The organism is Acidovorax sp. (assembly GCF_046341535.1).
Taxonomy (GTDB): Bacteria; Pseudomonadota; Gammaproteobacteria; order Burkholderiales; family Burkholderiaceae_C; genus Acidovorax.
Genome location: NZ_JBKDRI010000032.1, coordinates 14,496 through 37,101, shown reverse-complemented (window position 1 = coordinate 37,101; position 22,606 = coordinate 14,496). Strand labels below are relative to the sequence as shown.

Annotated in this window: 22 protein-coding genes and 1 tRNA gene; 8 read left to right on the top strand and 15 right to left on the bottom strand. The window is 62.0% G+C overall.

Going from position 1 to position 22,606, the window contains the following annotated elements; translation table 11 throughout:
* Positions 1–260 precede the first annotated feature (260 nt).
* From zapD to ACK543_RS02145, 7 genes are all read right to left on the bottom strand, one after another.
* Positions 261–1,016 (bottom strand): cell division protein ZapD, encoded by a 756-nt coding sequence (gene zapD / locus ACK543_RS02175; protein ID WP_409941230.1) that lies wholly within the window; start codon positions 1,014–1,016, stop codon positions 261–263.
* Between the two features lie 90 nt (positions 1,017–1,106).
* Entirely contained in the window at positions 1,107–1,715 is a 609-nt protein-coding gene (gene coaE / locus ACK543_RS02170; protein ID WP_409941229.1) for a dephospho-CoA kinase, read from the bottom strand.
* Between the two features lie 39 nt (positions 1,716–1,754).
* Complete coding sequence (locus tag ACK543_RS02165; protein ID WP_409941228.1) at positions 1,755–2,633, bottom strand: prepilin peptidase; 879 nt, start codon at positions 2,631–2,633, stop codon at positions 1,755–1,757.
* Positions 2,633–3,847 carry a type II secretion system F family protein gene (locus tag ACK543_RS02160; protein WP_409941227.1) on the bottom strand — a complete coding sequence of 405 codons (1,215 nt, stop codon included), beginning with the start codon at positions 3,845–3,847 and terminating at the stop codon, positions 2,633–2,635. Before ACK543_RS02160 ends, ACK543_RS02165 begins: the two co-directional genes overlap by 1 nt.
* An 18-nt stretch (positions 3,848–3,865) precedes the next feature.
* Positions 3,866–5,605, bottom strand: a complete 1,740-nt coding sequence (gene pilB / locus ACK543_RS02155; protein WP_409941226.1) for a type IV-A pilus assembly ATPase PilB — start codon at positions 5,603–5,605, stop codon at positions 3,866–3,868.
* 124 nt (positions 5,606–5,729) lie between these two features.
* A tRNA-Pro gene (locus ACK543_RS02150) sits at positions 5,730–5,806 on the bottom strand.
* A gap of 37 nt (positions 5,807–5,843) precedes the next feature.
* Positions 5,844–6,773 (bottom strand): polyprenyl synthetase family protein, encoded by a 930-nt coding sequence (locus ACK543_RS02145; protein WP_409941233.1) that lies wholly within the window; start codon positions 6,771–6,773, stop codon positions 5,844–5,846.
* A 226-nt stretch (positions 6,774–6,999) separates the two neighbouring features.
* Between ACK543_RS02145 and rplU the strand changes: the two genes are divergently transcribed.
* From rplU to proB, 4 genes are all read left to right on the top strand, one after another.
* The gene (rplU, locus tag ACK543_RS02140) at positions 7,000–7,311 is read left to right on the top strand and encodes a 50S ribosomal protein L21 (RefSeq protein ID WP_409941225.1); all 312 of its coding nucleotides are present in this window, start codon (positions 7,000–7,002) and stop codon (positions 7,309–7,311) included.
* Positions 7,312–7,327: 16 nt separating this feature from the next.
* A complete protein-coding gene (rpmA, locus tag ACK543_RS02135; protein WP_409941224.1) occupies positions 7,328–7,585 on the top strand; it encodes a 50S ribosomal protein L27 in 258 nt (85 codons plus the stop codon).
* 193 nt (positions 7,586–7,778) lie between these two features.
* Complete coding sequence (cgtA, locus tag ACK543_RS02130) at positions 7,779–8,843, top strand: Obg family GTPase CgtA (protein WP_409941223.1); 1,065 nt, start codon at positions 7,779–7,781, stop codon at positions 8,841–8,843.
* A 93-nt stretch (positions 8,844–8,936) separates the two neighbouring features.
* Positions 8,937–10,079 (top strand): glutamate 5-kinase, encoded by a 1,143-nt coding sequence (gene proB, locus ACK543_RS02125; protein WP_409941222.1) that lies wholly within the window; start codon positions 8,937–8,939, stop codon positions 10,077–10,079.
* A gap of 161 nt (positions 10,080–10,240) precedes the next feature.
* Here the strand turns inward: proB and ACK543_RS02120 are convergent, their stop codons facing one another.
* Complete coding sequence (locus tag ACK543_RS02120) at positions 10,241–10,909, bottom strand: RNA pyrophosphohydrolase (RefSeq protein WP_409941221.1); 669 nt, start codon at positions 10,907–10,909, stop codon at positions 10,241–10,243.
* A 92-nt stretch (positions 10,910–11,001) separates the two neighbouring features.
* On the opposite strand from ACK543_RS02120, the gene ACK543_RS02115 reads away from it, so the two are divergent.
* Together ACK543_RS02115 and ACK543_RS02110 are read left to right on the top strand one after the other, a co-directional pair.
* Entirely contained in the window at positions 11,002–12,804 is a 1,803-nt protein-coding gene (locus ACK543_RS02115; protein ID WP_409941220.1) for a proline--tRNA ligase, read from the top strand.
* A gap of 2 nt (positions 12,805–12,806) precedes the next feature.
* Positions 12,807–13,499, top strand: a complete 693-nt coding sequence (locus ACK543_RS02110) for a lytic transglycosylase domain-containing protein (protein ID WP_409941232.1) — start codon at positions 12,807–12,809, stop codon at positions 13,497–13,499.
* A gap of 201 nt (positions 13,500–13,700) precedes the next feature.
* On the opposite strand, the gene ACK543_RS02105 is transcribed toward ACK543_RS02110, so the two are convergent.
* The 6 genes from ACK543_RS02105 to hemA all read right to left on the bottom strand — a co-directional run bounded on the left by ACK543_RS02105 (position 13,701) and on the right by hemA (position 20,229).
* Positions 13,701–15,041: a hemolysin family protein gene (locus ACK543_RS02105; protein WP_409941219.1), complete on the bottom strand. Its 1,341-nt coding sequence runs from the start codon at positions 15,039–15,041 to the stop codon at positions 13,701–13,703.
* A gap of 149 nt (positions 15,042–15,190) precedes the next feature.
* On the bottom strand, positions 15,191–16,198 hold the full coding sequence (locus tag ACK543_RS02100) for an AAA family ATPase (RefSeq protein ID WP_409941218.1): 1,008 nt from the start codon (positions 16,196–16,198) through the stop codon (positions 15,191–15,193).
* Positions 16,199–16,387: 189 nt separating this feature from the next.
* Positions 16,388–16,714: a Grx4 family monothiol glutaredoxin gene (gene grxD / locus ACK543_RS02095; protein WP_409941217.1), complete on the bottom strand. Its 327-nt coding sequence runs from the start codon at positions 16,712–16,714 to the stop codon at positions 16,388–16,390.
* 50 nt (positions 16,715–16,764) lie between these two features.
* Positions 16,765–17,610: a peptide chain release factor N(5)-glutamine methyltransferase gene (gene prmC, locus ACK543_RS02090; RefSeq protein ID WP_409941216.1), complete on the bottom strand. Its 846-nt coding sequence runs from the start codon at positions 17,608–17,610 to the stop codon at positions 16,765–16,767.
* Between the two features lie 71 nt (positions 17,611–17,681).
* Positions 17,682–18,794, bottom strand: coding sequence for a peptide chain release factor 1 (gene prfA, locus ACK543_RS02085; protein ID WP_409941215.1), 1,113 nt, complete (start codon positions 18,792–18,794; stop codon positions 17,682–17,684).
* Between the two features lie 112 nt (positions 18,795–18,906).
* Positions 18,907–20,229 carry a glutamyl-tRNA reductase gene (gene hemA / locus ACK543_RS02080; protein WP_409941214.1) on the bottom strand — a complete coding sequence of 441 codons (1,323 nt, stop codon included), beginning with the start codon at positions 20,227–20,229 and terminating at the stop codon, positions 18,907–18,909.
* Positions 20,230–20,300: 71 nt separating this feature from the next.
* On the opposite strand from hemA, the gene ACK543_RS02075 reads away from it, so the two are divergent.
* Entirely contained in the window at positions 20,301–20,579 is a 279-nt protein-coding gene (locus ACK543_RS02075; RefSeq protein ID WP_409941231.1) for a hypothetical protein, read from the top strand.
* 194 nt (positions 20,580–20,773) lie between these two features.
* Complete coding sequence (locus ACK543_RS02070) at positions 20,774–21,742, top strand: Bug family tripartite tricarboxylate transporter substrate binding protein (protein WP_409941213.1); 969 nt, start codon at positions 20,774–20,776, stop codon at positions 21,740–21,742.
* A 42-nt stretch (positions 21,743–21,784) separates the two neighbouring features.
* Here the strand turns inward: ACK543_RS02070 and ugpQ are convergent, their stop codons facing one another.
* A complete protein-coding gene (ugpQ, locus tag ACK543_RS02065) occupies positions 21,785–22,525 on the bottom strand; it encodes a glycerophosphodiester phosphodiesterase (RefSeq protein ID WP_409941212.1) in 741 nt (246 codons plus the stop codon).
* Between the last annotated feature and the right edge of the window lie 81 nt (positions 22,526–22,606).

The following is a 22,606-nucleotide window of genomic DNA, read 5'->3' as shown; positions in this document are numbered from 1 at the left end:
TGAAAACTACAAAATATCGCAACATTGGCACTACAAGAAAACCCAGAAATCGGACCCGAAGCACCCGCAAGTCATTGATTCATATCGCTAGCGCTCGTCGGCCCAGCCCAAGAGAGGCCGATTGGTGTCGAACTCGGGGGGGCAGACGACGATACGCGTCTTAGGTTCCGAATGTGGTGTTTGGGGCATGAGGTTGCTGGGTGGTTGTTGCCCTGGGTTGGGCTGCGCTGCGAAGTCCTGAATCGAAGCAACGCAGGTCGTCAGGCGCACAGCGTGAGTTCAAAGGTCGCATCCTCGGTGCAGGGTTGCAAGCGCATGTCGTCGTTCATGCGCATCAGCCGCACGGATACAATGAGCCGGTTCCCGCTGATTTCGGGTATGACATCCAGCGCTGGGTCGATGCGCAGGCGCAGTAACTGGAAAGTTCGCCCCTGAGGCAGGTTTTGTTGAAACTGCCCGCGTTCAGCAACGACCTTTTGCGGCACACCGGATTCGCGCAACAGTTTCAAAAGCACATAGACGGAATCAGCCAGCGGCGCCAGCGTCGAGGCCCACTGTTCCAGCGCTTGCTGACGCACAGCAGCCGGGCGATGCTGCCACGCGTAATAGGCAGGCAGATCAAAACCACAGGTTCCGCCAGGGATGCCTACCCGGCTTCGGATGCTCATGAGCCAATCGTTTTCAGTCAAGGCATGTCCGGCCTTTCCATTTTGGCTGTTCAGCGCTTGAAAACAACGGGCCAGTTGCTCGACGACCGCATTCAGCGCCGCCTCCGAAATCGAAGGATTGCCGCGATAGCTATCGAGCTGCTGTTTGTTCTTTTCGATGTCCTTGAGAACGTCTGACTTGAGGTCGGCACGCGCGGCGACGTCCATGATCTCAAAAATGGTGACCAGAGCGAAGTGATGGTCGAGCGGATGCTGCCTGGGAATCAGCTCGCCGAGCCGGCGAAGCAGCTGCTCAAGCCGCAGATAGGTTCTGAGGCGCTCGTTGAAGGGGTACTCGTAAAGAATCACGTTGGCGGGTTCCTTGGGCTCATGCGGCTATAGGACGCCTGTGATGGGCTGCGGGTGAAGACGAGCGTACGTGGAGGTTCGGGGTGCGCATCATAGCCCGAACATCGTTGCCAGGTGGGAAACGTCGGTTTCCAGCTTGCCCAGGCAGCGTTGGTGGCCATTGAAGATCACGATATCTGCGGTAGAGCGCCTGTGTTGCCGGGTGGCTTGCGAATGAATGATCCTCTCGACCTCCGCACGCGCGAGCCCGCTGCGCTGCGTCACGCGCGCAATTTGCGTGTCGGGGTCACAGTCAATGACCACAACGGCGTTGAGCCGTTTCGCCCAGTGCCCGGACTCAGCCAGCAGCGGAATGTCAAAGATGACAAGAGGGCATCCGCTCGCCGCTGCCCCCTGGGCCTGCATCTGGGCCTGAAGGCCCACCAGCGGATGGACGATGGCTTCCAGTTGGGCTCGCGCAGCGGGGCTGTTGAACGCCAGGGCCCGCATTTTCAGCCGATCCAAGGCCCCTGAAGCGTCGATGAACTCAGCACCAAACGTCGCACGGATTGCGCCCACCGCCGCGCCTCCCGTCGCAGTCACATCCCGCGCAATCTGGTCAGCATCGACGATGACCGCTCCACGTTGAGCGAGCAATTGAGCGACCGTGCTCTTGCCGCTACCGATGCCTCCAGTCAGGCCCACGTGCAGGGTTGGCATGGGTTGTTGACGCGCTCAGCGAACGCCTGGGCAAGACAATCACAGCCCCAACGCGGCGAACATGGTTGCGGTAATGGCTTGCGGCCCGAAAACCATGGCCGTCAGACCCGCGCCCACCAGAAAAGGGCCAAACGGTATGTAGCCTCCCTCGCGCAACGCGCGGGAGAATTTCATCAACAGGCCGATGACGACGCCAATCACTGAGGACATCAAGATGATCGGGACAAGGGCCTGCCAGCCAAACCAAGCGCCCAAGGCCGCAAAAAGCTTGAAATCGCCATAGCCCATCCCTTCTTTCCCGGTCGCGAGCTTGAAGCCCCAGTAGACCAACCAGAGCGACAGATAACCCGCAGCGGCACCGAATACCGAATCGATCAAACGCACGTCGATCCACTGAAGCGCTGCCAACAAAAGCCCTGCCCAGAGAAGCGGCAGGGTGATGTCGTCAGGCAGTAGCGTTGTGTCCCAGTCGATACACGCAAGCGCAATGAGCGCCGCAGAAAAACCGCACCACGCAAGCGCAGTGAAGCTCAACCCCCAGCGATAGCCGCAGAAAAAAAAGGCCGCACCCGTGGCAAGCTCAACCCAAACGTACCGAGCCCCGATGGGCGTCTTGCACGCAGAACAGCGGCCCCGCAGAACCAAATAGCTCAGGACGGGCACGTTCTCAAACCAGCGAACCATGTGCCCACAGGTTCGGCAACACGATCGCGGGCGCACCAAATTGAAAGCGGGCGGTGCAGCGTCTTGCGTTTGTTTCGCGTCAGGCCCAGGTTGCTCCGTGTACTTCTGGACTTCGGCCGCCCATTGAAGCTCCATCATCTTGGGCAACCGGTAAATGACCACGTTCAGAAAGCTGCCGATCAGCAGGCCAAAAACGCTCGCAATAGAACCTTCCCACAAAAGCTCTAGGCTCATTACACTACCGAGCCGAGTTTGAAGATTGGTAGATACATCGATACGACGATTCCGCCAATAACTGTTCCAAGAAACACGATGATAATAGGTTCCATCAGGCTTGACAGCCCGGCCACCATCTCGTCAACCTCCTCTTCATAAAAGTCGGCTGCCTTCCCTAGCATGTGATCAATCGAACCAGACTCTTCTCCGATGGCGCACATCTGCAATACCATCGATGGAAAGATTTTTGCATTTCCCATGGCGGCAGTCAGACTTGTGCCGGTGGAGACCTCCTGCTGAATTTTTTCGGTCGCCATCGAATACACCGAATTTCCCGAAGCCCCGCCAACAGAATCCAGCGCCTCTACCAGAGGCACGCCGGCCGCAAACATAGTCGACAGCGTCCGGGTCCAGCGCGCAATGCAAGATTTGTCGATCAGAACGCCAAAAATCGGAATTTTGAGCAGAAAGCGGTCCATAAACATCTGGACCTTCTCGTTGCGTCGCCATGCCTGCAAGAAAAAATAGAGACTAAATCCAATACTGCCGAAAATCAACCACCACCACTTAACAAAAATATCACTCAAGCCCATCACAAATAGCGTGGGAGCGGGTAGGTCAGCACCAAAAGAAGTGAAAACTTCTTTGAATGCTGGAATCACGAATATCATGATCACAGCCACCACCACAAAAGCCACAATAATCACCGAGATGGGGTACATCAGCGCTGATTTGATCTTCGACTTAAGCGCTTCGGTTTTCTCCATGTAGGTGGCGAGTCTGTCTAACAGTGCTTCAAGAATACCCGCTGATTCGCCAGCCTCTACAAGGTTGCAGTACAACGAATCGAAATGCCAGGGGTGCTTGCGAAAAGCAGCGCTCAACGACGTGCCCGTTTCAACATCCTGACGAATGTCGTTTAGAAGCTTAGCCACGCTTGGATTGGTATTTCCTCGACCGACGATGTCGAAGGATTGGAGCAGGGGCACACCGGCTTTCATCATCGTGGCGAGCTGTCGAGTGAGGAGTGCAATATCTTTGGGCTTAATTTTTTTGCCGGAACGAATCCGACGTTTTTTAATCTTTGAAGGGAACACGCCCTGGCGACGCAATGTGGCTTGCACCTGATTTTCGCCAGATGCGCGAATTTCGCCTCGGACGATCTTCCCGTTGCGATCCTTGCCTTCCCATTCGTAGACAAATTGTTTGACACTCGTCGCTACAGTGGCCATGAAAAATCCCTCTGAACCTTATTCGTTCGTGACTGCGAGTACTTCCTCAAGAGAAGTGAGACCCAGCCGTGCTTTGTACAAACCGGAATCGCGCAACGACCTCACCCCTTCTGCACGCGCTTGTTCGGCGATTTCAAGGGCGCTTCCATCACGCAGGATAATCCGTTGTATTTCCTCTGAAATGGGCATGACTTGGTAAATACCTACACGGCCCTTGTAACCGTTGTTGCAGGCGGGGCAGCCAACGGGGCGGTAGGTCACCCATGTTCCATCCAGTTCCTCTTCCGGGTAGCCGGCCTCGATCAACGTCTCGTGGGGAATATCCGCTGGGGCTTTGCAATTAGGGCACAGCCGCCGAGCCAAGCGTTGAGCGGTGATCAGGATGACGCTGGACGCTATGTTAAACGGCGCGATTCCCATGTTCCGCATCCGTGTCAAAGTGGTAGGCGCATCGTTGGTGTGCAATGTTGACAAAACCAAGTGCCCCGTCTGAGCCGCCTTGATGGAGATGTCGGCGGTTTCTAAATCACGAATTTCCCCGACCATGATAATGTCTGGATCCTGCCGCAGAAATGACTTCAGGGCTGCGGCAAAGGTTAGCCCAGCCTTTTCATTGACGTTGACCTGGTTAACCCCTGGCAGGTTGATTTCCGAGGGGTCTTCAGCAGTCGCAATATTGACTCCCGGTTTGTTGAGCAAATTAAGACATGTGTAAAGAGATACAGTTTTTCCGGAGCCTGTTGGTCCGGTCACCAGGATCATGCCATAAGGCCTGCCGATGGCGCGAAGCAGTTTCTCTTTCTCGATGGGTTCATAGCCAAGTGCATCGATCCCCAGCTTGGCACTGCTGGGGTCGAGGATACGTATCACGATCTTTTCGCCAAAGAGGGTTGGCAAAGTGCTCACGCGAAAATCGATTACCCGATCAGGACCGACCTTCAATTTCATGCGCCCGTCCTGGGGGACGCGCTTTTCAGAAATGTCCATGCGCGAAATCACCTTAATTCGCGACGCGAGCTTGTCTTTAATCGCTACTGGGGGGAATGCGATTTCCTGTAATTCACCGTCAATCCGAAACCGTACTCTATATTGGTCCTCGTAGGGTTCAAAATGTAGGTCAGACGCACGCATACTAAATGCTTCTAGGAGCATTTTTCGCAGAAACTTTACGACTGGTATGTCTTCTGATTCTGTTTCATTGGATGAATCAAAACCCTCGTCTGCGTCAGCTTTGTCTGGCTCCGAGCCGTCTTCTGACTCATCACCACCACCCATCATTTCAGCAACAGACTTCGTGTTGACGCCCAAGAGATTGCCAAGTTTGTCATACTCGGCAATAATCCAGTCCACCCCCAGCTCGGTTGTAAACTTTATTTTTTCAGAAGCCTCTTGATCGGTCGGATCGGCAGTTGCTATGATCAAACGATTATTTCGTTTGCCAAGCACCAGTAAGCGATAATCACGGCAGATTTTTGGATCCAGAAGATCGACGGGTAGTCGCCCATGGTCGACTGCGTCAAGATCCAGCAAGGGTGCGCCGAACACTGCTGACACGGTATGCGCCAGATCCGCAGCTGATACAGCGCCAGAGCCGGTTAATTCTCCTATAAAACTAGACTGTTTAATCTGCGATTTTTCGAAAACATCCTCAGCCGCCTTTTGGGTGAGCTTTCCCGCGGAAATAAGCGCTCTACCTAGGCCGGGAAGAGCGACTGTGGATGTGGGAGCTTCTGTAGGGGGGGGGGCGACTGCGGCCATGTAACCGGAGGGAGTGATGGGTTTGAAAGGTCTACCATCCTATCATCGCCGATCGCCCAAAGTCTGTACAGCGATGGATGTGCGCAACAGCAGGCGCAGCGGGTCTGCGTTGCAATTTGTAGGCTGGTCGGGGTGAGAGGATTCGAACCTCCGGCCTCTACGTCCCGAACGTAGCGCTCTACCAGGCTAAGCTACACCCCGCAGCGTGTGGATCGCCTTGGATTTTCATCAAATCATCTCAAGTGCGGCGATCCAGCAGCTCCGAGGCTAATTTTAGCAACCCTGCAGAGTAAGCATTTTGAGGCAGGCGGCGTGTTGCTGATATCGCACGACCGGCCTCAGCAACCGCGGCGGCGCGCGCCACTTCGAGGGCGCCGGTCTCTTTCACGATGGCAAGGATTTCCGCGAGCTGTTCGGTGGAGCCCTCTTCGATGGCGCGGCGCACCGTCGCTGCCTGCCTGGCTGTTCCCCGGGCCATGGCTGCGATCAGCGGTAGCGTGGACTTACCCTCTCGGAGGTCATCGCCCAGATTTTTTCCCATTTCAGCCGTATCGCCGTCATAGTCCAGCACATCGTCAATGATCTGGAACGCAGTCCCGAGTGCTTGCCCATACGTTGCACAGGCCTCTTCGGTGTCGGGCGTGCTTTGTGCCAGAACTGCACCGAGTCGGGCACTGGCTTCGAACAACTTGGCGGTTTTAGATCGGATGACGCGCAGATAGGCTGCCTCGTCGAGGGAGGCATCATGCATGTTCATCAGCTGCAGGACTTCTCCCTCGGCAATCACGTTGGTGGCCTCGGCCAGGATCTCCATGATCCGCATGCTTCCCGACTCGACCATCATCTGAAACGATCGTGTGTGCAGAAAGTCGCCCACCAGCACGCTGGCGGGGTTTCCGAATGTCTCATTGGCGGTAGGCCGACCCCTGCGCAGTGTTGATGCGTCGACGACGTCGTCGTGCAACAGTGTCGCGGTATGGATCAGCTCGACAACGGCCGCCAGGCTGAAGCGTTGATGGCCGCAGTAGCCAAGCGCTCCGCATGTCATCAGCAGCAATGCAGGACGAAGACGTTTGCCGCCAGCGGCAATGATGTATTGCGATATCTGTGCGACCAGGGGGACGCTGGAGGTGAGGCGCTGGCTGATGACCTTGTCGACCTCTCGCATGTCGCTGGCGACAAGCGCGAGGGGAGCGGCGGCTGGGGCGGTGTTTTCGGTCAAGGGGATGTCGCAGTTTGGTCGCTGATTATAGGAACGCAGCGCTGCGTGTCTGGTCTTGTCCTGGGTGTGCGGACGGCGCGTTCGTGGGGGCCCCTGGCAAGAGGTGGAGCGCTGGGATATAATTGCGGGCTCTGCAGAAATCCGTCTGCAGAACTCATTTCAAGAGGTCAACATGTACGCGGTCATAAAAACCGGCGGCAAGCAGTATCGCGTTGCTTCCGGCGAAAAAATTAAAGTAGAACAGATTGCTGCGGACGTAGGCCAGGAAATTGTGATCGACCAGGTTCTGGCTGTCGGTGACGGCGCTGAATTGAAGGTTGGTACACCCCTGGTGTCCGGCGCAACCGTGAAAGCCACTGTCGTGGCCCACGGCAAGCACGACAAGGTGCACATCTTCAAGATGCGTCGTCGCAAGCACTATCAAAAGCGCCAAGGCCATCGCCAGCAGTTCACCGAGCTGCAAATCGGTGCGATTGCTGCTTAATCAAAGGAGCTGAGTCATGGCACAGAAAAAAGGCGGCGGCTCTACGCGAAACGGGCGCGACTCCAAGCCAAAGATGCTGGGTGTGAAAGCGTCTGGTGGTGAACTGATCAGCGCTGGTTCGATCATTGTGCGTCAGCGAGGCACGCGCTTCCACCCCGGTAACAATGTCGGCGTGGGCAAGGACCACACGCTGTTCGCTCTGGTTGACGGCCACGTGTCGTTTGGTACCAAGGGTGCATTGTCCAAGTCCACGGTCAGTGTGACACCCGCCTGAGGCTCTCCTCGGGTCATCATCGAAGCCCCGCTGTGCCGGGGCTTTGTTGTTTGGTTTGCATGATGTGGGGCTCTTTTCTGCGATTGCGCAGGAGCCGCCATCGGATGCCAAGCGGTACCTTCGCGCTGGTTCAGCGGTGGGGTGCGCCGGACCGCACGGGTGCGGTTCGGATTTTGTAAACTGGACACTGCTCATGAAGTTCGTCGACGAAGCCTTTATTGATATTGCCGCCGGTGATGGCGGCAATGGCTGTGTGTCGTTCCGGCACGAAAAGTACAAGGAGTTCGGCGGCCCAAATGGTGGGGACGGCGGGCGCGGCGGCCATGTGTTCGCGGTGGCCGACCCCAACCTCAATACCCTGGTGGACTACCGGTACTCGCGCAGGCATGAAGCCAGGCGGGGTGAGCATGGCATGGGTTCGGACATGTTCGGTGCGGCGGGCAGTGACATCACATTGAAGATGCCGGTGGGCACCATCATCACCGACGCTGAATCGGGTGAAGTGCTTTACGAACTGCTCACCCCCGGCGAAGTGATCACGATTGCCAAGGGCGGTGATGGAGGCTTTGGCAACATGCGGTTCAAAAGCGCCATCAACCGTGCTCCGCGCCAAAAGACGCCGGGTTGGCCTGGCGAGAAAAAGCACCTCAAGCTGGAGTTGAAGGTGTTGGCCGACGTGGGTTTGCTGGGCATGCCGAACGCCGGTAAGTCAACGTTCATCACAGCGGTCTCCAATGCGCGGCCCAAAATCGCTGACTACCCGTTCACGACATTGCACCCCAACCTCGGCGTGGTGCGCGTGGGCCCCGAGCAGAGCTTCGTGGTGGCCGACATTCCTGGCCTGATCGAAGGCGCGTCCGAAGGGGCTGGCCTCGGGCACCAATTTCTGCGCCATCTGCAGCGCACCCGCCTGCTGCTGCATATCGTTGACCTTGCACCGTTTGATGATGCGGTGGATCCGGTTGCGCAGGCCAAAGCCATCGTCAACGAGCTCAAGAAGTACGATCAAAACCTCTACAACAAGTCCCGTTGGCTTGTGCTGAACAAGCTGGACATGGTGCCCACCGACGAGCGGAAAGCGCGCGTCAGTGACTTCGTCAAGCGCTTGAAGTGGAAGGGGCCTGTCTTTGAGATATCGGCATTGACGCGAGAGGGGTGTGAGCCTTTGATTCACGCCATCTTCAAGCATGTCCAGGCCGAGCAGCGGGTCGAGAACGAGCCGGTCGAGGTCGATCCGCGCTTTGCAGGCGACGCCTGATCCACGGCGCGCAATCGTTTCGAGATTTGCTATTTATTTAATAGCTGCTAAAGCACGCCCAGCAAGCGCAAGCAGCCTAATACACACTAGAAAATGGTTTCCAGCGTTCTGCGAGATGCCCGCCGCATAGTAGTCAAGGTGGGTTCCAGTCTTGTGACCAACGAGGGGCGGGGACTGGATGAAACCGCCATCGGCGAATGGAGTCGGCAACTGGCCGCCCTGGTGCGTGGCGATGGTGGCGGCGCGCCGCGCGAAGTGGTCATGGTGTCCAGCGGGGCGATTGCCGAGGGCATGAAGCGCCTGGGCTGGACCACCCGGCCCCATGAGGTGCACGAACTGCAGGCGGCCGCCGCCGTGGGCCAGATGGGTCTGGCCCAGATGTACGAGACCAAGCTGCGCGAGCAGGGCATGGGCAGTGCACAAGTGCTGTTGACCCATGCGGACTTGGCCGATCGCGAGCGCTATCTCAACGCCCGTTCGACGCTGCTGACCCTGCTTCGGCTCGGTGTGGTGCCCGTCATCAACGAAAACGACACGGTGGTCAATGACGAGATCAAGTTCGGCGACAACGACACCCTGGGTGCGTTGGTGGCCAATCTGGTCGAAGCCGATGCGCTGATCATCCTGACCGACCAGAAGGGCTTGTACACCGCTGACCCCAGACGCGACGATACGGCGCAGTTTGTACACGAGGCCAAGGCCGGCGATCCCGCGCTGGAGGCCATGGCGGGCGGTGCCGGGTCGAGCATTGGCAAAGGCGGAATGATCACCAAGATCCTTGCTGCCAAGCGCGCAGCCGGATCAGGTGCCTCTACCGTGATTGCCTGGGGGCGGGAGCCAGATGTGCTGCTGCGTCTTGCAAGCGGCGAGTCGCTGGGCACGCTGCTGGTGGCGCAGACCCAAAAGAAGCAGGCCCGCAAGCAGTGGATGGCCGACCATCTTCAATTGCGCGGCGCGGTGGTGGTCGATGGCGGTGCGGCGGCCAAGGTTCGCGACGAGGGAAAAAGCCTGCTTCCCATCGGGATGACGGCGGTAGAGGGCGACTTCTCGCGTGGCGATGTGATTGCGGTCAGGGATGCATCGGGGGTTGAGATCGCGCGCGGCTTGGCCAACTACGCTGCGGCCGAGGCGCGGCTGCTGTGTCGGAAGCCCTCTGCCGAATTCGAGCGCCTGCTGGGCTATGCTGCAGAGCCCGAGATGGTGCACCGGGACAACATGGTGCTCGCGCTTAGCTGACGCAGCCCGTCGGCAGTGCGCCCGGACGCCTGGCATTTCCCGCATCGGCCGCACGCGGATGGGCAAGCTGTTTCGAACCCCGCTGACAGCCCTGCACCCGCAGGGAAACCAAAGCAGGGGAGCAGAGGCGGCGGCTGGCGCGGCTGCGGTGATCTGATCGCTCAGCGTGGATGGTGGGCGCCCGGCATGACATCGAGCCCACCCGGTATGGACGATTGCGGATCCGGGTCAAAGCTCGCACCGGGGGGGAGCTCCATGCCAGGGTTCACCATCACGGACCCAGAGCGGAACATGGTGCCCGCGATTTCGCCGTCACGGGTGCGCATGCCGCTGCGCAGGTACCGGTTGCGCTGCTCGTGCCGCGGCAGGTATCGGGCCAGTTCGGTCAGGGCCATTTCATAGACGCCCCGCTTGAACTCCACCACCACGTCCAGCGGCACCCAGTAGTCGTTCCAGCGCCAGGCATCAAACTCGGGGTGGCTGGTGGCGCGAAGATTCAGGTCCCAGTCGTGACCGACCAGTTGCAGCAGGTACCAGATCTGTTTCTGGCCCTTGTAGTGGCCGCGCGCATCGCGGCGGATGTACCGGTCAGGCACCTCATAGCGCAACCAGTCGCGGGTTCGGGCGACCACGCGAACGTGGTTGGGCAATAATCCCACCTCTTCGTGCAGCTCGCGGAACATGGCCTGCTCGGGGGTTTCGCCCCGGTCAATGCCACCCTGCGGAAACTGCCAGCTGTGGGTGCGTATGCGCTTGCCCCAGAACACCTGGTTCTTCTGGTTGAGCAGGATGATGCCGACGTTCGGCCGAAAGCCGTCCCGGTCAAGCATAATCAAACCCCAAATTTTTAAACTGGTTCCATTATGCACGGCGCCTCGCGCGCGGCAAGTGGAATGCTTTGTTCTGCCCGAACCAGCCGCCGATGAAAGCCTCCCAATTTTTTATTTCCACCCTGAAGGAAGCTCCGGCGGATGCCGAAGTGGTCAGCCACAAGCTCATGATGCGGGCGGGGCTGATCAAAAAGCTGGGCGCAGGCATTTACAACTACATGCCCATGGGCCTGCGCGTGATTCGCAAGGTGGAGGCGATCGTGCGTGAGGAGATGAACCGCGCTGGCGCGGTGGAGCTGACCATGCCCGTGGTGCAACCGGCCGAGCTGTGGCAGGAAACCGGCCGCTTTAGCGCGATGGGTCCTGAGCTGCTGCGTATCCAGGACCGCCATGGCCGGGATTTCGTCGTGCAGCCGACCAGCGAAGAAGTGATCACTGACATCGCCCGGCAGGAGCTGCGCAGTTACAAGCAACTGCCCAAGAACTTCTACCAGATCCAGACCAAGTTCCGGGACGAGCGCCGCCCGCGCTTTGGCCTGATGCGTGGCCGCGAGTTCATCATGAAGGACGCCTACAGTTTCGACCGCGACGAAGCCACCGCCAAGGCGAGCTACCAGGTGATGGCCGCCGCCTACCGCCGGATCTTTGACCGCTTTGGCCTGACCTACCGCGCAGTGGCCGCTGACAGCGGCGCCATCGGAGGGGACCTGAGCGAGGAGTTCCAGGTGATCGCCGCCACCGGCGAGGACGCAATCGTCTATTGCCCGCAAAGCGACTATGCGGCCAACATGGAAAAAGCCGAGGCGCTGGCGCCTGCCGGCCCCCGGCCTGCACCCGCCAAGGCGATGGAAAAGACGCCCACGCCTGGCAAGGCCACCTGCGCCGACGTGGCCGCGCTGCTGGGCGTGCCGCTGAAGACCACCGTCAAGTCGCTGGTGCTGGCGGTGGATGAGAAGCCGGCACCTTCTTTGAACTTTGGTACGCCCACGCTTGCGATTCCACAGCGTCCGAAGATTTATCTTTTGTTGCTGCGCGGCGATCACGAGATGAACGAGGTAAAAGTGCGGAAGCTAGCTGGGCTTGCGGACTTCCGTATGGCCACCAGCGAGGAAATTGAGGGCAGTTTCGGTTGCAGGCCTGGATACCTTGGCCCTATTAACCGTCAGGGCAAGTGGGTACGAGGGTTGTTGGATGTTGGCCACGAAGTCACTGTCATCGCTGACCGCGAAGTGGCAGTGATGTCTAACTGGATTTGTGGAGCGAACGAGGCTGGGTATCACTTGATCGGCGTGAACTGGGGCCGCGACCTGCCCGAGCCAGATGCTGTAGCAGACCTGCGCAACGCGGTGGCGGGCGACCCATCGCCCGATGGCAAGGGTGAACTCGCCATCGAGCGCGGCATCGAAGTGGGCCATGTGTTCTACCTGGGTACCAAGTACAGCCGCGCCATGAACGCCACCTTTCTGGATGAAAACGGCAAACCGCAGCCGCTGGAGATGGGCTGCTACGGCATCGGCATCACGCGCCTGCCTGCCGCCGCCATCGAGCAAAACCACGATGAGCGCGGCATCATCTGGCCCGACGCGATTGCACCCTTCACGGTGGTGATCTGCCCCGTGGGCATGGACCGCAGCGAGGCGGTGAAATCCATGGCCGAGCAGATTTATGCCGGCCTGCTGGCCGCTGGCGTGGACGTGATCCTGGACGATCGTGGCGAGCGCCCGGGCGCCATGTTTGCCGACTGGGAACTCATCGGTGTGCCGCACCGCGTGACGATCGGCGACAAGAGCCTGAAAGAAGGCGTGGTCGAGTACCAGCACCGCCGCGACAGCGCCCCCACCAAGGTGGCCAGCGCAGACATCCTGGCCCATGTGAAGGGTCGCATGGCGGTATGACGATGCAGGCGCAGGCCGGTGGTTCCCGACGCGCGCCTCGTGTAGCGCTGACGCGGCGCGGGGTGCTGCTGGCTGCATCGTCCATCGCTACTCCGGCGTTGTGGCTGGTGGCGCCCGCAGCCGCCCACGCGGGGGGGCAGCTCGAAGAGCCCTTGATCGACTCGGTGCGCACGGCGCTCAGTTCTGCCATCGCCAACCAGGCACCGCCCGAACCCGAGTTCCCCAGCACAGAGGCGCGCTTGCATTACCTGCGCTGGCTGGCCGCGATGAGCGACCGCCTGCGCCGTCGCAAGCCCGAACTGGAGGTGCGGCGCGAATTCCTGCAGACCGTCTGGTACGAGTCCGTGCGCGCCGGGCTTGATGTCTCGCTGGTCCTGGGGCTGATTCAGGTGGAAAGCGGGTTCCGCAAGTTTGCCGTCTCCATCGTGGGGGCGCGAGGCTACATGCAGGTGATGCCGTTTTGGACGCGTGTCATCGGCGACGGCGACCCCGGCAAGCTGTTTCATATGCAGACCAACCTGCGGTTTGGCTGCGTGATCCTTCGGCACTACATTGAACGCGAGCGGGGCGATCTGTTCATGGCACTCGGGCGCTACAACGGCAGCCGTGGGCGCTCCGCGTATCCAGACGCCGTGTTTGGCGCCCAGCGCCGGTGGCTTCTGGGCGAGTCGGTCAAGCAAGCCGGTGCGCCATAGCGATGACGGCTGGTTGACCTTTCCGCCCAGCTCAGCGCTGTTGTAACGCGCAGTACGCAGCGCAAGGGCTCAGCCTAAAAACGGCAGTTGACCGCTTGTCATCTTGGCGCACACCGCATGGACTCGAGCCTTGGGGTGTTTTTGCAGCCTCACCTTTCGGGTGGCAGCGCTGGCAAATGCATCCAACTGCCGTTTTTAGGCTCAGTGGCTGATCGTCGCCGCCGTGCTGGCTGGATCCTGCGGGCCCACCGTGGATTCGCCCACCCGTGACACCATGACCTGGTCGATTCGGTAGCTGTCCACGTCCAGCACCTCGAACTTGTAGCCTCCCCAGGTCACGCTGTCCGTGCGGCGCGGCACGCGGCGCAGCATCACCATCAGAAAGCCCGCCAGGGTTTCGTACTCTTCGGCATGGGGAAGCGCGTCGAGTGAAAGCGCGTGCAGCACATCTTGCACGGGCGTGACCCCGTCGATCAGCCACGAGTTTTCGTCACGGCGCACGATCTGTTCCTCGTCGGCTGGCCCTACCAGGTCGCCCATCACCGTGCTCATGACGTCGTTGAGCGTGACCACCCCCACGACCAGGCTGTATTCGTTGACGATGACCGCAAAGTCCTCGTGCACCTGCCGGAACTGCTCCAGCACCTCCGACAGCGTGAGCCGGTCGGGCACGATGAGGACCTTACGCACCAGGCTGTCGTCGGCCAGCGAGATGGGCTGGTTGTTCAGCACGCGCTGGAACAGGTCTTTGGCGTCCACATACCCCACCACGTGGTCGATGTCGCCCTCGCACACCGGATAGGTCGAAAACGGCTCGGCCGCAATGCGCAGGCGGATGACAGCGTCGGGCTCGTCACGCAGGAAGAAGGCCACCCGGTCGCGCGGCGACATGGCGCTGGAGACGGTGCGTGTGTCCAGCTCGAACACGTTGGTGATGACCTGCTGCTCGCGGGCTGCCAGCACCCCCGCACGGGCACCCGCTTCCATCATGGCAAGAATGTCGTCCGAGGTGATGCGATCGTCCCTGAGGGATGACAGGCCGAGCACGCGAAACAGCATATCGGCACCGCGGCTGTAGAACCACACCAGCGGCCGCAGCAGCGCCATGCACCACGCCATGGGGCGCGCCAGCCGCACGGCCAGGCGCTCGGGCTCGGCCATGCCCAGGCGCTTGGGGAAGAGGTCGGCAAACAGTATGAACAGCGAGGTGATGACGAGAAACGACACCAGAAAACCGGCGGTCTGCGCCGTGGCATCCGAGAACCACAGCCCGAACAGCGCTCCAAAGTGGGGGCTGAGCGCCCCCTCGCCCACGATGCCGCCGAGGATGGCCACGGCGTTTTGGCCCACCTGCACCACCGTGAAGTAGTCGCTGGGCTGCTCTTGCATGCGCAGCACCTTCTCAGCCTGCGCCACCCCTTCATCGGCCATCTGCCGCAGCCGCAGACGGCGCGCAGCCGCCAGCGAGATCTCGGCCATCGAGAAAAACGCGCTGGCCGCGATCAGGAGCAAGATGACAAAAAGGCTTTGCGAAAGGGGCATGGGCAAATGCGGCAGGGCGAGCGGGGCGCGACGCTGTCAAGTGTATCTGTGGCCCCTGTGGCCCCTGTGCCCCATCGCGGCCCAGACTGCCGCCCGGCCCCCGAGGGTGGTAGCGGCGCCCGGCCGGGTCTGCTGCGGCAGCGACCGCGCTACTGCACGAAGCCAATGCGGCTTTTGCCGATGGCCGCCCTGGGCAGGTCTGCCACCTCCACGGTGGAGCGCCGGTCCAGCCGGGCATTGCCAAAGCCGGTCATGAGCGCGCGGCGCATCTCACGCGGTGGCATCTGGGCCAGCTGGTCCAGCACGTCGCCCGAGGGCTCGGGGTCGATCAGGCGGCCCCAGTCGTGCCCGGCCCGAATGCCCGCATACAGGTTGCGGGCGATGGTGCGGGCCTGCTCCAGCGTGGGGGCTTGCACCTCGAACACGTTCATGCGGTTCAGGATGGGGTCGGGGATGCCGCGCGCATCGTTGGCGGTGGTGATCCAGATGACCTGGCTGGCATCGATGGCAACTTCGGCAAATTCATCCGTGAAGCTCTGCGCGGTGTCATGCTCAAGCAGGCTGTAGAGCGCGCCCAGCGGGTCGTACTGCGCGTCGCTGCTGGCCTTGTCGATTTCGTCCACCACAATCACCGGGTTGGCGTATTCGCCCTCCACCAGCGCCTCGAACACCTTGCCGGGGCGGGCGCCCTTCCATTGCGCGGACGAGCCCGACAGCAGCCACCCTGCGGTCATGGAGCTCATGGGCAGCAGGTTCATGCCGGTGCCCAGCAGTTCGGCCAGTTGGCGTGCAAAGTGGGTTTTGCCGATGCCGGGTGGGCCCAAGAGCAGCATGGGCGTGACCTCCAGCCCGTCGCGGCTGTCCTGCGCCAGCGCCACGTGGCGCCGCACGTCGTCCAGCACATCGGTGAAGTTGGGCAACTGCTCATACAGGCTGGCCATGTCGGGCACGCCCGACGGCTTGACCTGGAAGCGCTCGGGGCCGCGCTCGAGCATGCGTTCGTAAACGGTGCGCAGGGTTTCGTACTCGCGCTGGTTGCCAGACTCCTGCAGCCGCGAGAGCTTGCGCTCGACGTCGCCGGGGTGGAACACACTGCGCATCTGCGCCACCGGAATGCGCAGCGTGGACGGTTGGGGAACAAGGCTATGGCGGGTCATTGCATGCTCCTTCGTGATGTGAGGTCACGCCTCAATTCAAGCACACAACATGCCCGCCGCAACATCGGAAAAGACCTGATTTGGTGCATCTCATGCGGCAGTGCCCCAAGCCCCTGCTGCGGCCCGGTCAAGAAAAAGCCGCCCGAAGGCGGCCTGGTGCGCGTGGCGGGCGGCCGATGCTGCGGACTATCAGCCTTCGGTGCCCAGCACCTGCTTGAGCTCGCCGGATTCGTACATCTCCATCATGATGTCCGAGCCGCCGATGAATTCGCCCTTGACGTACAGCTGCGGGATGGTGGGCCAGTTGCTGTATTCCTTGATGCCCTGGCGAATGGCGTCGTCTTCCAGCACGTTGACGGTGACCACGCTTTTGGGGTCCACGCCGCAGGCCTTGAGGATCTGGATGGCGCGGCCCGAAAAGCCGCACATGGGGAAGCTGGCGCTGCCCTTCATGAACAACAAAATGTCGCTGGATTTGACGAGGGCGTCGATGCGTTGCTGGGTGTTGTCGCTCATTGCGTACTCCTTGAAATGGGCTGTCGGGTCTGGCAGCCGCGTTGCGTGGATTATTTCACTGTCGGCCACTGCCCACCGGTGCATCGCAAGATTCCGGCGAGGTCATTGCGGCTTTGCACCTGCACAAAACCGCTCTCCCGCAGCAGCGCAGCCACGTCGCTGGCCTGGTCGTGGCCATGCTCGAGCAACAGCCAGCCGCCGCGCACCAGGTGTGCCGGGGCCTGCGCCACGATGGTGCGAATGTCTTGCAGGCCGTCTTCGCCGCTGGCCAGGGCCTCAAGCGGTTCGTGCGCAAGCGCGGCCAGATGGGGGTCACTCGCCCGGATGTACGGGGGGTTGGACACGATCAGGTCGAAGGGGCCCTGCGCTGCGCCTGCGAGCCAGTGGCCATGCGCCACGCCAATGGGCAGGTTCAGTTGCGCCGCATTGGCGCGGGCCACGGCCAGGGCGTCCTCGCTGGCGTCGATGGCCAGCACCCTGGCGTGCGGGCAGTGGTGCTGCAGCGCGAGCGCGATGGCGCCGCTGCCGGTGCCCAGGTCCACGATGCGCGGGGCGGGCAGGGGCTGCGCCAGGGTCAGCGCCCAGTCCACCAGTGTTTCGGTGTCGGGCCGCGGGTCGAGCACGCGGGCGTCCACCTGCAGGGGCAGGCCATAAAACTCTTTGCGGCCGGTGAGGTAGGCCACGGGCTCGCCCGCCTGTCGGCGCTGGCACAGCGCGGCAAAGCGGGCGTGGGCTTCGGGGGGCAGCGGGTCGGTGTCGTGCGCCAGCAGCCAGGCCCGACCAGCCTCAGGCCGCGCCAGCGCATGCAGCAGCAGCAGTTGGGCGTCGATGCGCGGCAGGCCCTGCGCCTGGGCCTGGGCCAGTGCCTGTGTGAGGGAGATGGTTTCAGAGGTCACTATAAATGTGATAGCGATAAAAGCTTGCGTGTCAAGCGTAACAGGCAGTTTTGAATCGAAATTTCGGGCCGTCAGCCGTTGGTGCCGGCCTCCAGCTCTTGCAACTGCTCGGCTTCGCGCGCATGGGCCAGGGCGAGCAGCACGTCGCCCAGGTCGCCCTCCATCACTGCCAGCAGTTTGTACAGCGTGAGGTTGATGCGGTGGTCGGTCAGCCGACCCTGCGGAAAGTTGTAGGTGCGGATGCGGTCGCTGCGGTCGCCGCTGCCGATCAGGCCCTTGCGCAGCGCAGCCTCTTTGGCGGCGCGCTCGCTGCGCTCCTTTTCCTGGATGCGGGCCTGCAGCACCTGCAGCGCCTTGGCCTTGTTGGCGTGCTGGCTGCGGCCGTCCTGGCATTCGGCCACGATGCCGGTGGGCAGGTGCACTACGCGCACGGCCGAATCGGTTTTGTTGATGTGCTGGCCGCCCGCGCCGGACGCGCGGAAGGTGTCGATGCGCAGGTCGGCCGGGTTGAGCTTGACGGCTTCATGCTCATCGGGCTCGGGCATCACGGCCACCGTGCAGGCACTGGTGTGGATGCGGCCCTGGGTTTCGGTGGCGGGCACGCGCTGCACGCGGTGGCCGCCCGATTCGAACTTGAGCGCGCCATAGACGCCGCTGCCGGAGGGGCTCGTGCCGGGCTGGCCTTCGATGCGCAGCACGATTTCCTTGTAGCCGCCCAGCTCGGAGGCGTTTTCGCTCACCACCTCGACCTTCCAGCCCACGTTGGCGGCGTAGCGGGTGTACATGCGCGCAAGGTCGCCAGCAAACAGGGCCGACTCATCACCACCGGTGCCCGCGCGGATTTCGACAAACGCGTTGCGCGCGTCGTCGGGGTCTTTGGGCAGCAGCAGGCGCTGCAGTTCGCCCTCCAGTTGCACCAGCTCGGCCGCACTGCTGTCGATTTCTTCCTGGGCCATTTCGGCCATGTCGGGGTCTGCCAGCATCTCGCGGGCACCGGCCAGGTCGGCCTCGCGCTGCTGGTAGCGGGCGTAGCGGCCCGCCACTTGCGTGACCTCGGCATGTTCGACCGAAATGCGCCGGTACTGCGCCATGTCGCTCATGATGTCTTCGCGCGACAGAAGGAAGTCGAGTTCGCCCAGGCGCTGTGCGTAGCGTTCCAGCTGGGATCGGAGAAAGGGTTTCATGGGTGTCTGGAAATGAATTGCTACAAAAAATGTAGCTATTGGAGCTTATGGGTCAGGCGTAATGGCCTGATTTGATATCAAGCCGAAACGGCCGGGGAGCGGGCGGGCGCCGCTACCGGCCGTTGTCGTTGCCCGGGGTCTTGGTTTGCGAGCGCAGGAACAGGCGCGACACGGTCTGGGCTGTCTGGGCGCGCGACTCGGCATCGCCAGCGCGCAGCTCGGCCAGGGTGCCGTGCAGCATCTTCTGCGTGAGGCCGCGCGAGAGGGCTTCTAGCACGGCGTCCACATCTTCGCCCTTGGCCAGCAGCTTCTTGGCGCGGGCAATCTCCAGGGCGCGCCATTGGTCCGTCTGGGCGCTGAGCTGCTGGATCAGCGGCACCACGCCGCCGTCGCCCTCGGCAGGGCTGCGCAGCTCCATCCAGTGCATGAAGCTTTGCACGCCCGCGTCGATGATGGCCTCGGCCTGCGCCACCGCGGCCTGGCGGTTGGCCTGGCCCGTTTGCACCACGCTGGCCAGGTCGTCCACGGTGTACAGGTACACATCGCCCAGGGCCTTCACTTCCGGCTCGATGTCGCGCGGCACGGCCAGATCGACCATGAACATGGGGCGGTGGCGGCGCTTTTTCAGCGCCCGCTCGACCGCGCCCAGGCCGACGATGGGCAGGCTGCTGGCGGTGCAGCTGATCACGGCGTCAAACTCGTGCAGGCGCGCGGGCAGGTCGGCCAGGCGCATGACCTCGCCGCCAAAGCGGGTGGCCAGCTTTTCGCCGCGCTCAAGCGTGCGGTTGGCAATGGCGATGGCCTTGGGGTTCTTGGCGGCAAAGTGGGTGGCGCACAGCTCGATCATCTCGCCCGCGCCGACGAACAGCACCTTGGTCTGGGCAAGGTCTTCAAACAACTGGCTGGCCAGACGCACCGCTGCGGCGGCCATGCTGATGCTGTGAGCGCCAATTTCGGTGCTGGTGCGCACTTCTTTGGCCACGGCAAAGCTGCGCTGGAACAACTGGTTGAGCGTGGTGCCCAGGGCGCCTGCGCTTTCGGCGGCGCGCACGGCGTCTTTCATCTGGCCCAGAATCTGCGCCTCGCCCAGCACCATCGAATCCAGGCCACTGGCGACGCGAAAGGCGTGGCGGGCCACCAGGCTGTCTTGCAGCGTGTAGGCGTGCGATGCCAGCACCGAGGGGCTGACGCCACCGCTGCGGGCCAGCCAGCCCAGGGTGTGCTCCATGGCAGGCTGCGCGCCAGCGCAATAGACCTCGGTGCGATTGCAGGTGGAGATGATGGCGGTTTCCACCCCCGGATGGGGGCTGTGGCTGCCCAGTGACTGGCGCAGCCCATGCAGTGTGGGGGCGATCTGGTCGAGCGCAAACGCGAACCTGCCGCGCAAGTCGAGCGGCGCGGTGTTGTGGTTGATGCCGAGGGCCCAGACTGCCATGGGGCGAATTATAAAATTGCCAGGACCATCCGGCTTGCCCCGTGCTGCAAGACTTGATGTGCGTCAAGCCCATGGACCCGCTCGACATCCTCAACCATCTGCTCAATTTCATCGCGCCTGCCGCTGCGTTGGCGCTGGCATTGGTGTTGTGCGGTCGTTTCTTCAACGCCAAGGCAGCGGCTGTCCGGTCGCCCTGGCGCCAGTTCGCCCTGCTGTTCGCCGTGGCTCTGGCGGTGCTGGCCGCGGGCCTGGTGCTGTGGGGGCGCGATGGCAAGATGCTGACCTATGCGGCCCTGGTGGTGGCCACCGCCACCTGCCAGTGGCTGTTGCTGCGTGGCTGGAAAGGCTGATCTGCACCCGGCGAGCACGCTGCCCGCGCCTGGATGCAACAGTTGCCCCGCAGCGCCGCTCTGGTAGCCTGTGGAGGTGGCGCGGCGGATCGTGGGCACCAGCCATTGCAAACCGTCGGTTCACGGCCGCCATTTCACAACAACACCCAACAACACCCAACAACACGGACGGCCCCGTCTGTCTGGAGACACCCATGAAGTTCCTGCGTACCTGCCTTGTCCTTGCCGCGGGCCTTGCCCTGTCATGCGTTGCGTACGCGCAGTCGTTTCCCTCCAGGCCGGTGCGCATCGTGATCGGCTTCCCCGCGGGCGGGCCGCTGGACCAGCATGCGCGCCTGTTGTCGGACAAGTTGCAGAGCGTGCTGGGCCAGCCCGTGGTGCTGGATTACAAGATCGGCGCAGGCGGCATCGTGGGCGCGCAGGATGTGATGAAGGCCCCGCCCGACGGCCACACGCTGATGCTGGCCAACACCGGGGTCATGGTCATCAACCCCGGCCTGTACAGCCGCCTGCCGTACGCCACCCTCAAGGACTTCACGCCGATTGCCCGCACGGCCATGCAGCCGCTGGCCTTGCTGGTCAACCCCAATGTGCCCGCCAAGACCCTGCCCGAATTCATGGCCTACGCCAAGGCCCGGCCGGGTCAGGTCAATTTTGGTTCGGCAGGCAACGGCGGCATCAGCCACCTGGTGCCCGAAATGTTCAAAACCGCCACCGGCCTGTTCATGGTGCACATCCCCTACCGCGGCAGCGCGCCTGCTTTCACCGACCTGATGGCCGGGCAGGTGCAGTTCATGGCCGAGAGCATTCCGCAGGCTGCGGCTTATCACAACCAGGGTAAGGTCCGGGCGCTGGCGGTGACCAGCCGCGAGCGCAACCCCGCGCTGCCCAATGTGCCCACCGTGATCGAGAGCGGTATCAAGGGGTTTGAGGTGGTGGGGTTCTACGGCTTTCTGGCCCCCGCAGGCACACCCAAGGAGGTGGTGGCCCGGCTCAGTGATGCCTTCGGGCAAGTGATGCAGATGCCCGAGGTGCGCAGCCGCATGGTGAGTCAGGGGGCCGATCCGGCATTTTTGGGCGCAGAAGACTTTGCCAAGTTCCTGGCCAGCGAGATGCCACGCTGGGCTGAGGCGGTGAAAAAGTCGGGTGCCAAGCTCGATTGATGTTGCCCGCTGCCACCCCAGAGTCCAGCGGTGTGATCTGGCTCAGCGCGCAGGGCAAAACAGGTCCACCCGGTCGGTGATGATGCCGTCGGTGCCCAGGTCGATCAGGCGCTGTGCGGCCCATTCGTCGTTGACGGTGTAGCTCAGGGTGTGCATGCCAAGGGCTTTGACCTGGGCGACCTGTGCCGCATCCCACAGCGCATGGTTGCACACAATGGCCACGCAGCCCAATTGCTGCGCCACGGTGGCCCAGCCGTCCCACAGGGTGTCTAGCAGCAGGGCACGCGGCAGGTGCTCTGCCGTGGCCTGTGCGCCTGCCAGGGCATCGGGTTTGAACGAAGAAAGCAGCGGTGGCACAGCGTGCCCTTGCCACAGGCGGGCAGCGGTTTGAGCCACCACGCGTCCTGTGTGTTCTTCGTGACCGGGTGTGGGCTTGATCTCGATGTTCAGAAAATAGCCATTGGCGATGCAAAAGCGCGCCAAGGCCTCCAGCGTGGGCACGGCTTCGCCCGCCCAGGCGCGGGAATGCCAGCTGCCTGCATCCAGCTGGGCGAGTGCGCCCAGGGGCAAATCGCCGCCCGTCCCGTGGCCATTGGTGGTGCGCTCCAGCGTGGCGTCGTGCAACAAAAACGGCACGCCGTCGGCGCTCAGCTTGGCATCGCATTCAAACATGCGGTAGCCGTATTGCGCGCCCAGCCGGAAGGCGGCCAGGGTGTTTTCAGGGGCCAGCTTGCCGGCTCCGCGGTGGGCGATCCAGAAGGGGTAGGGCCAGGGGGTGGTCATGAGGGCATTTTCCATGGTCTGGTGGCCTTGCGCGCGGCCCACGGTGCTGCAAGGCAAAGCCGTTTCACAGGCCCGGTGGGG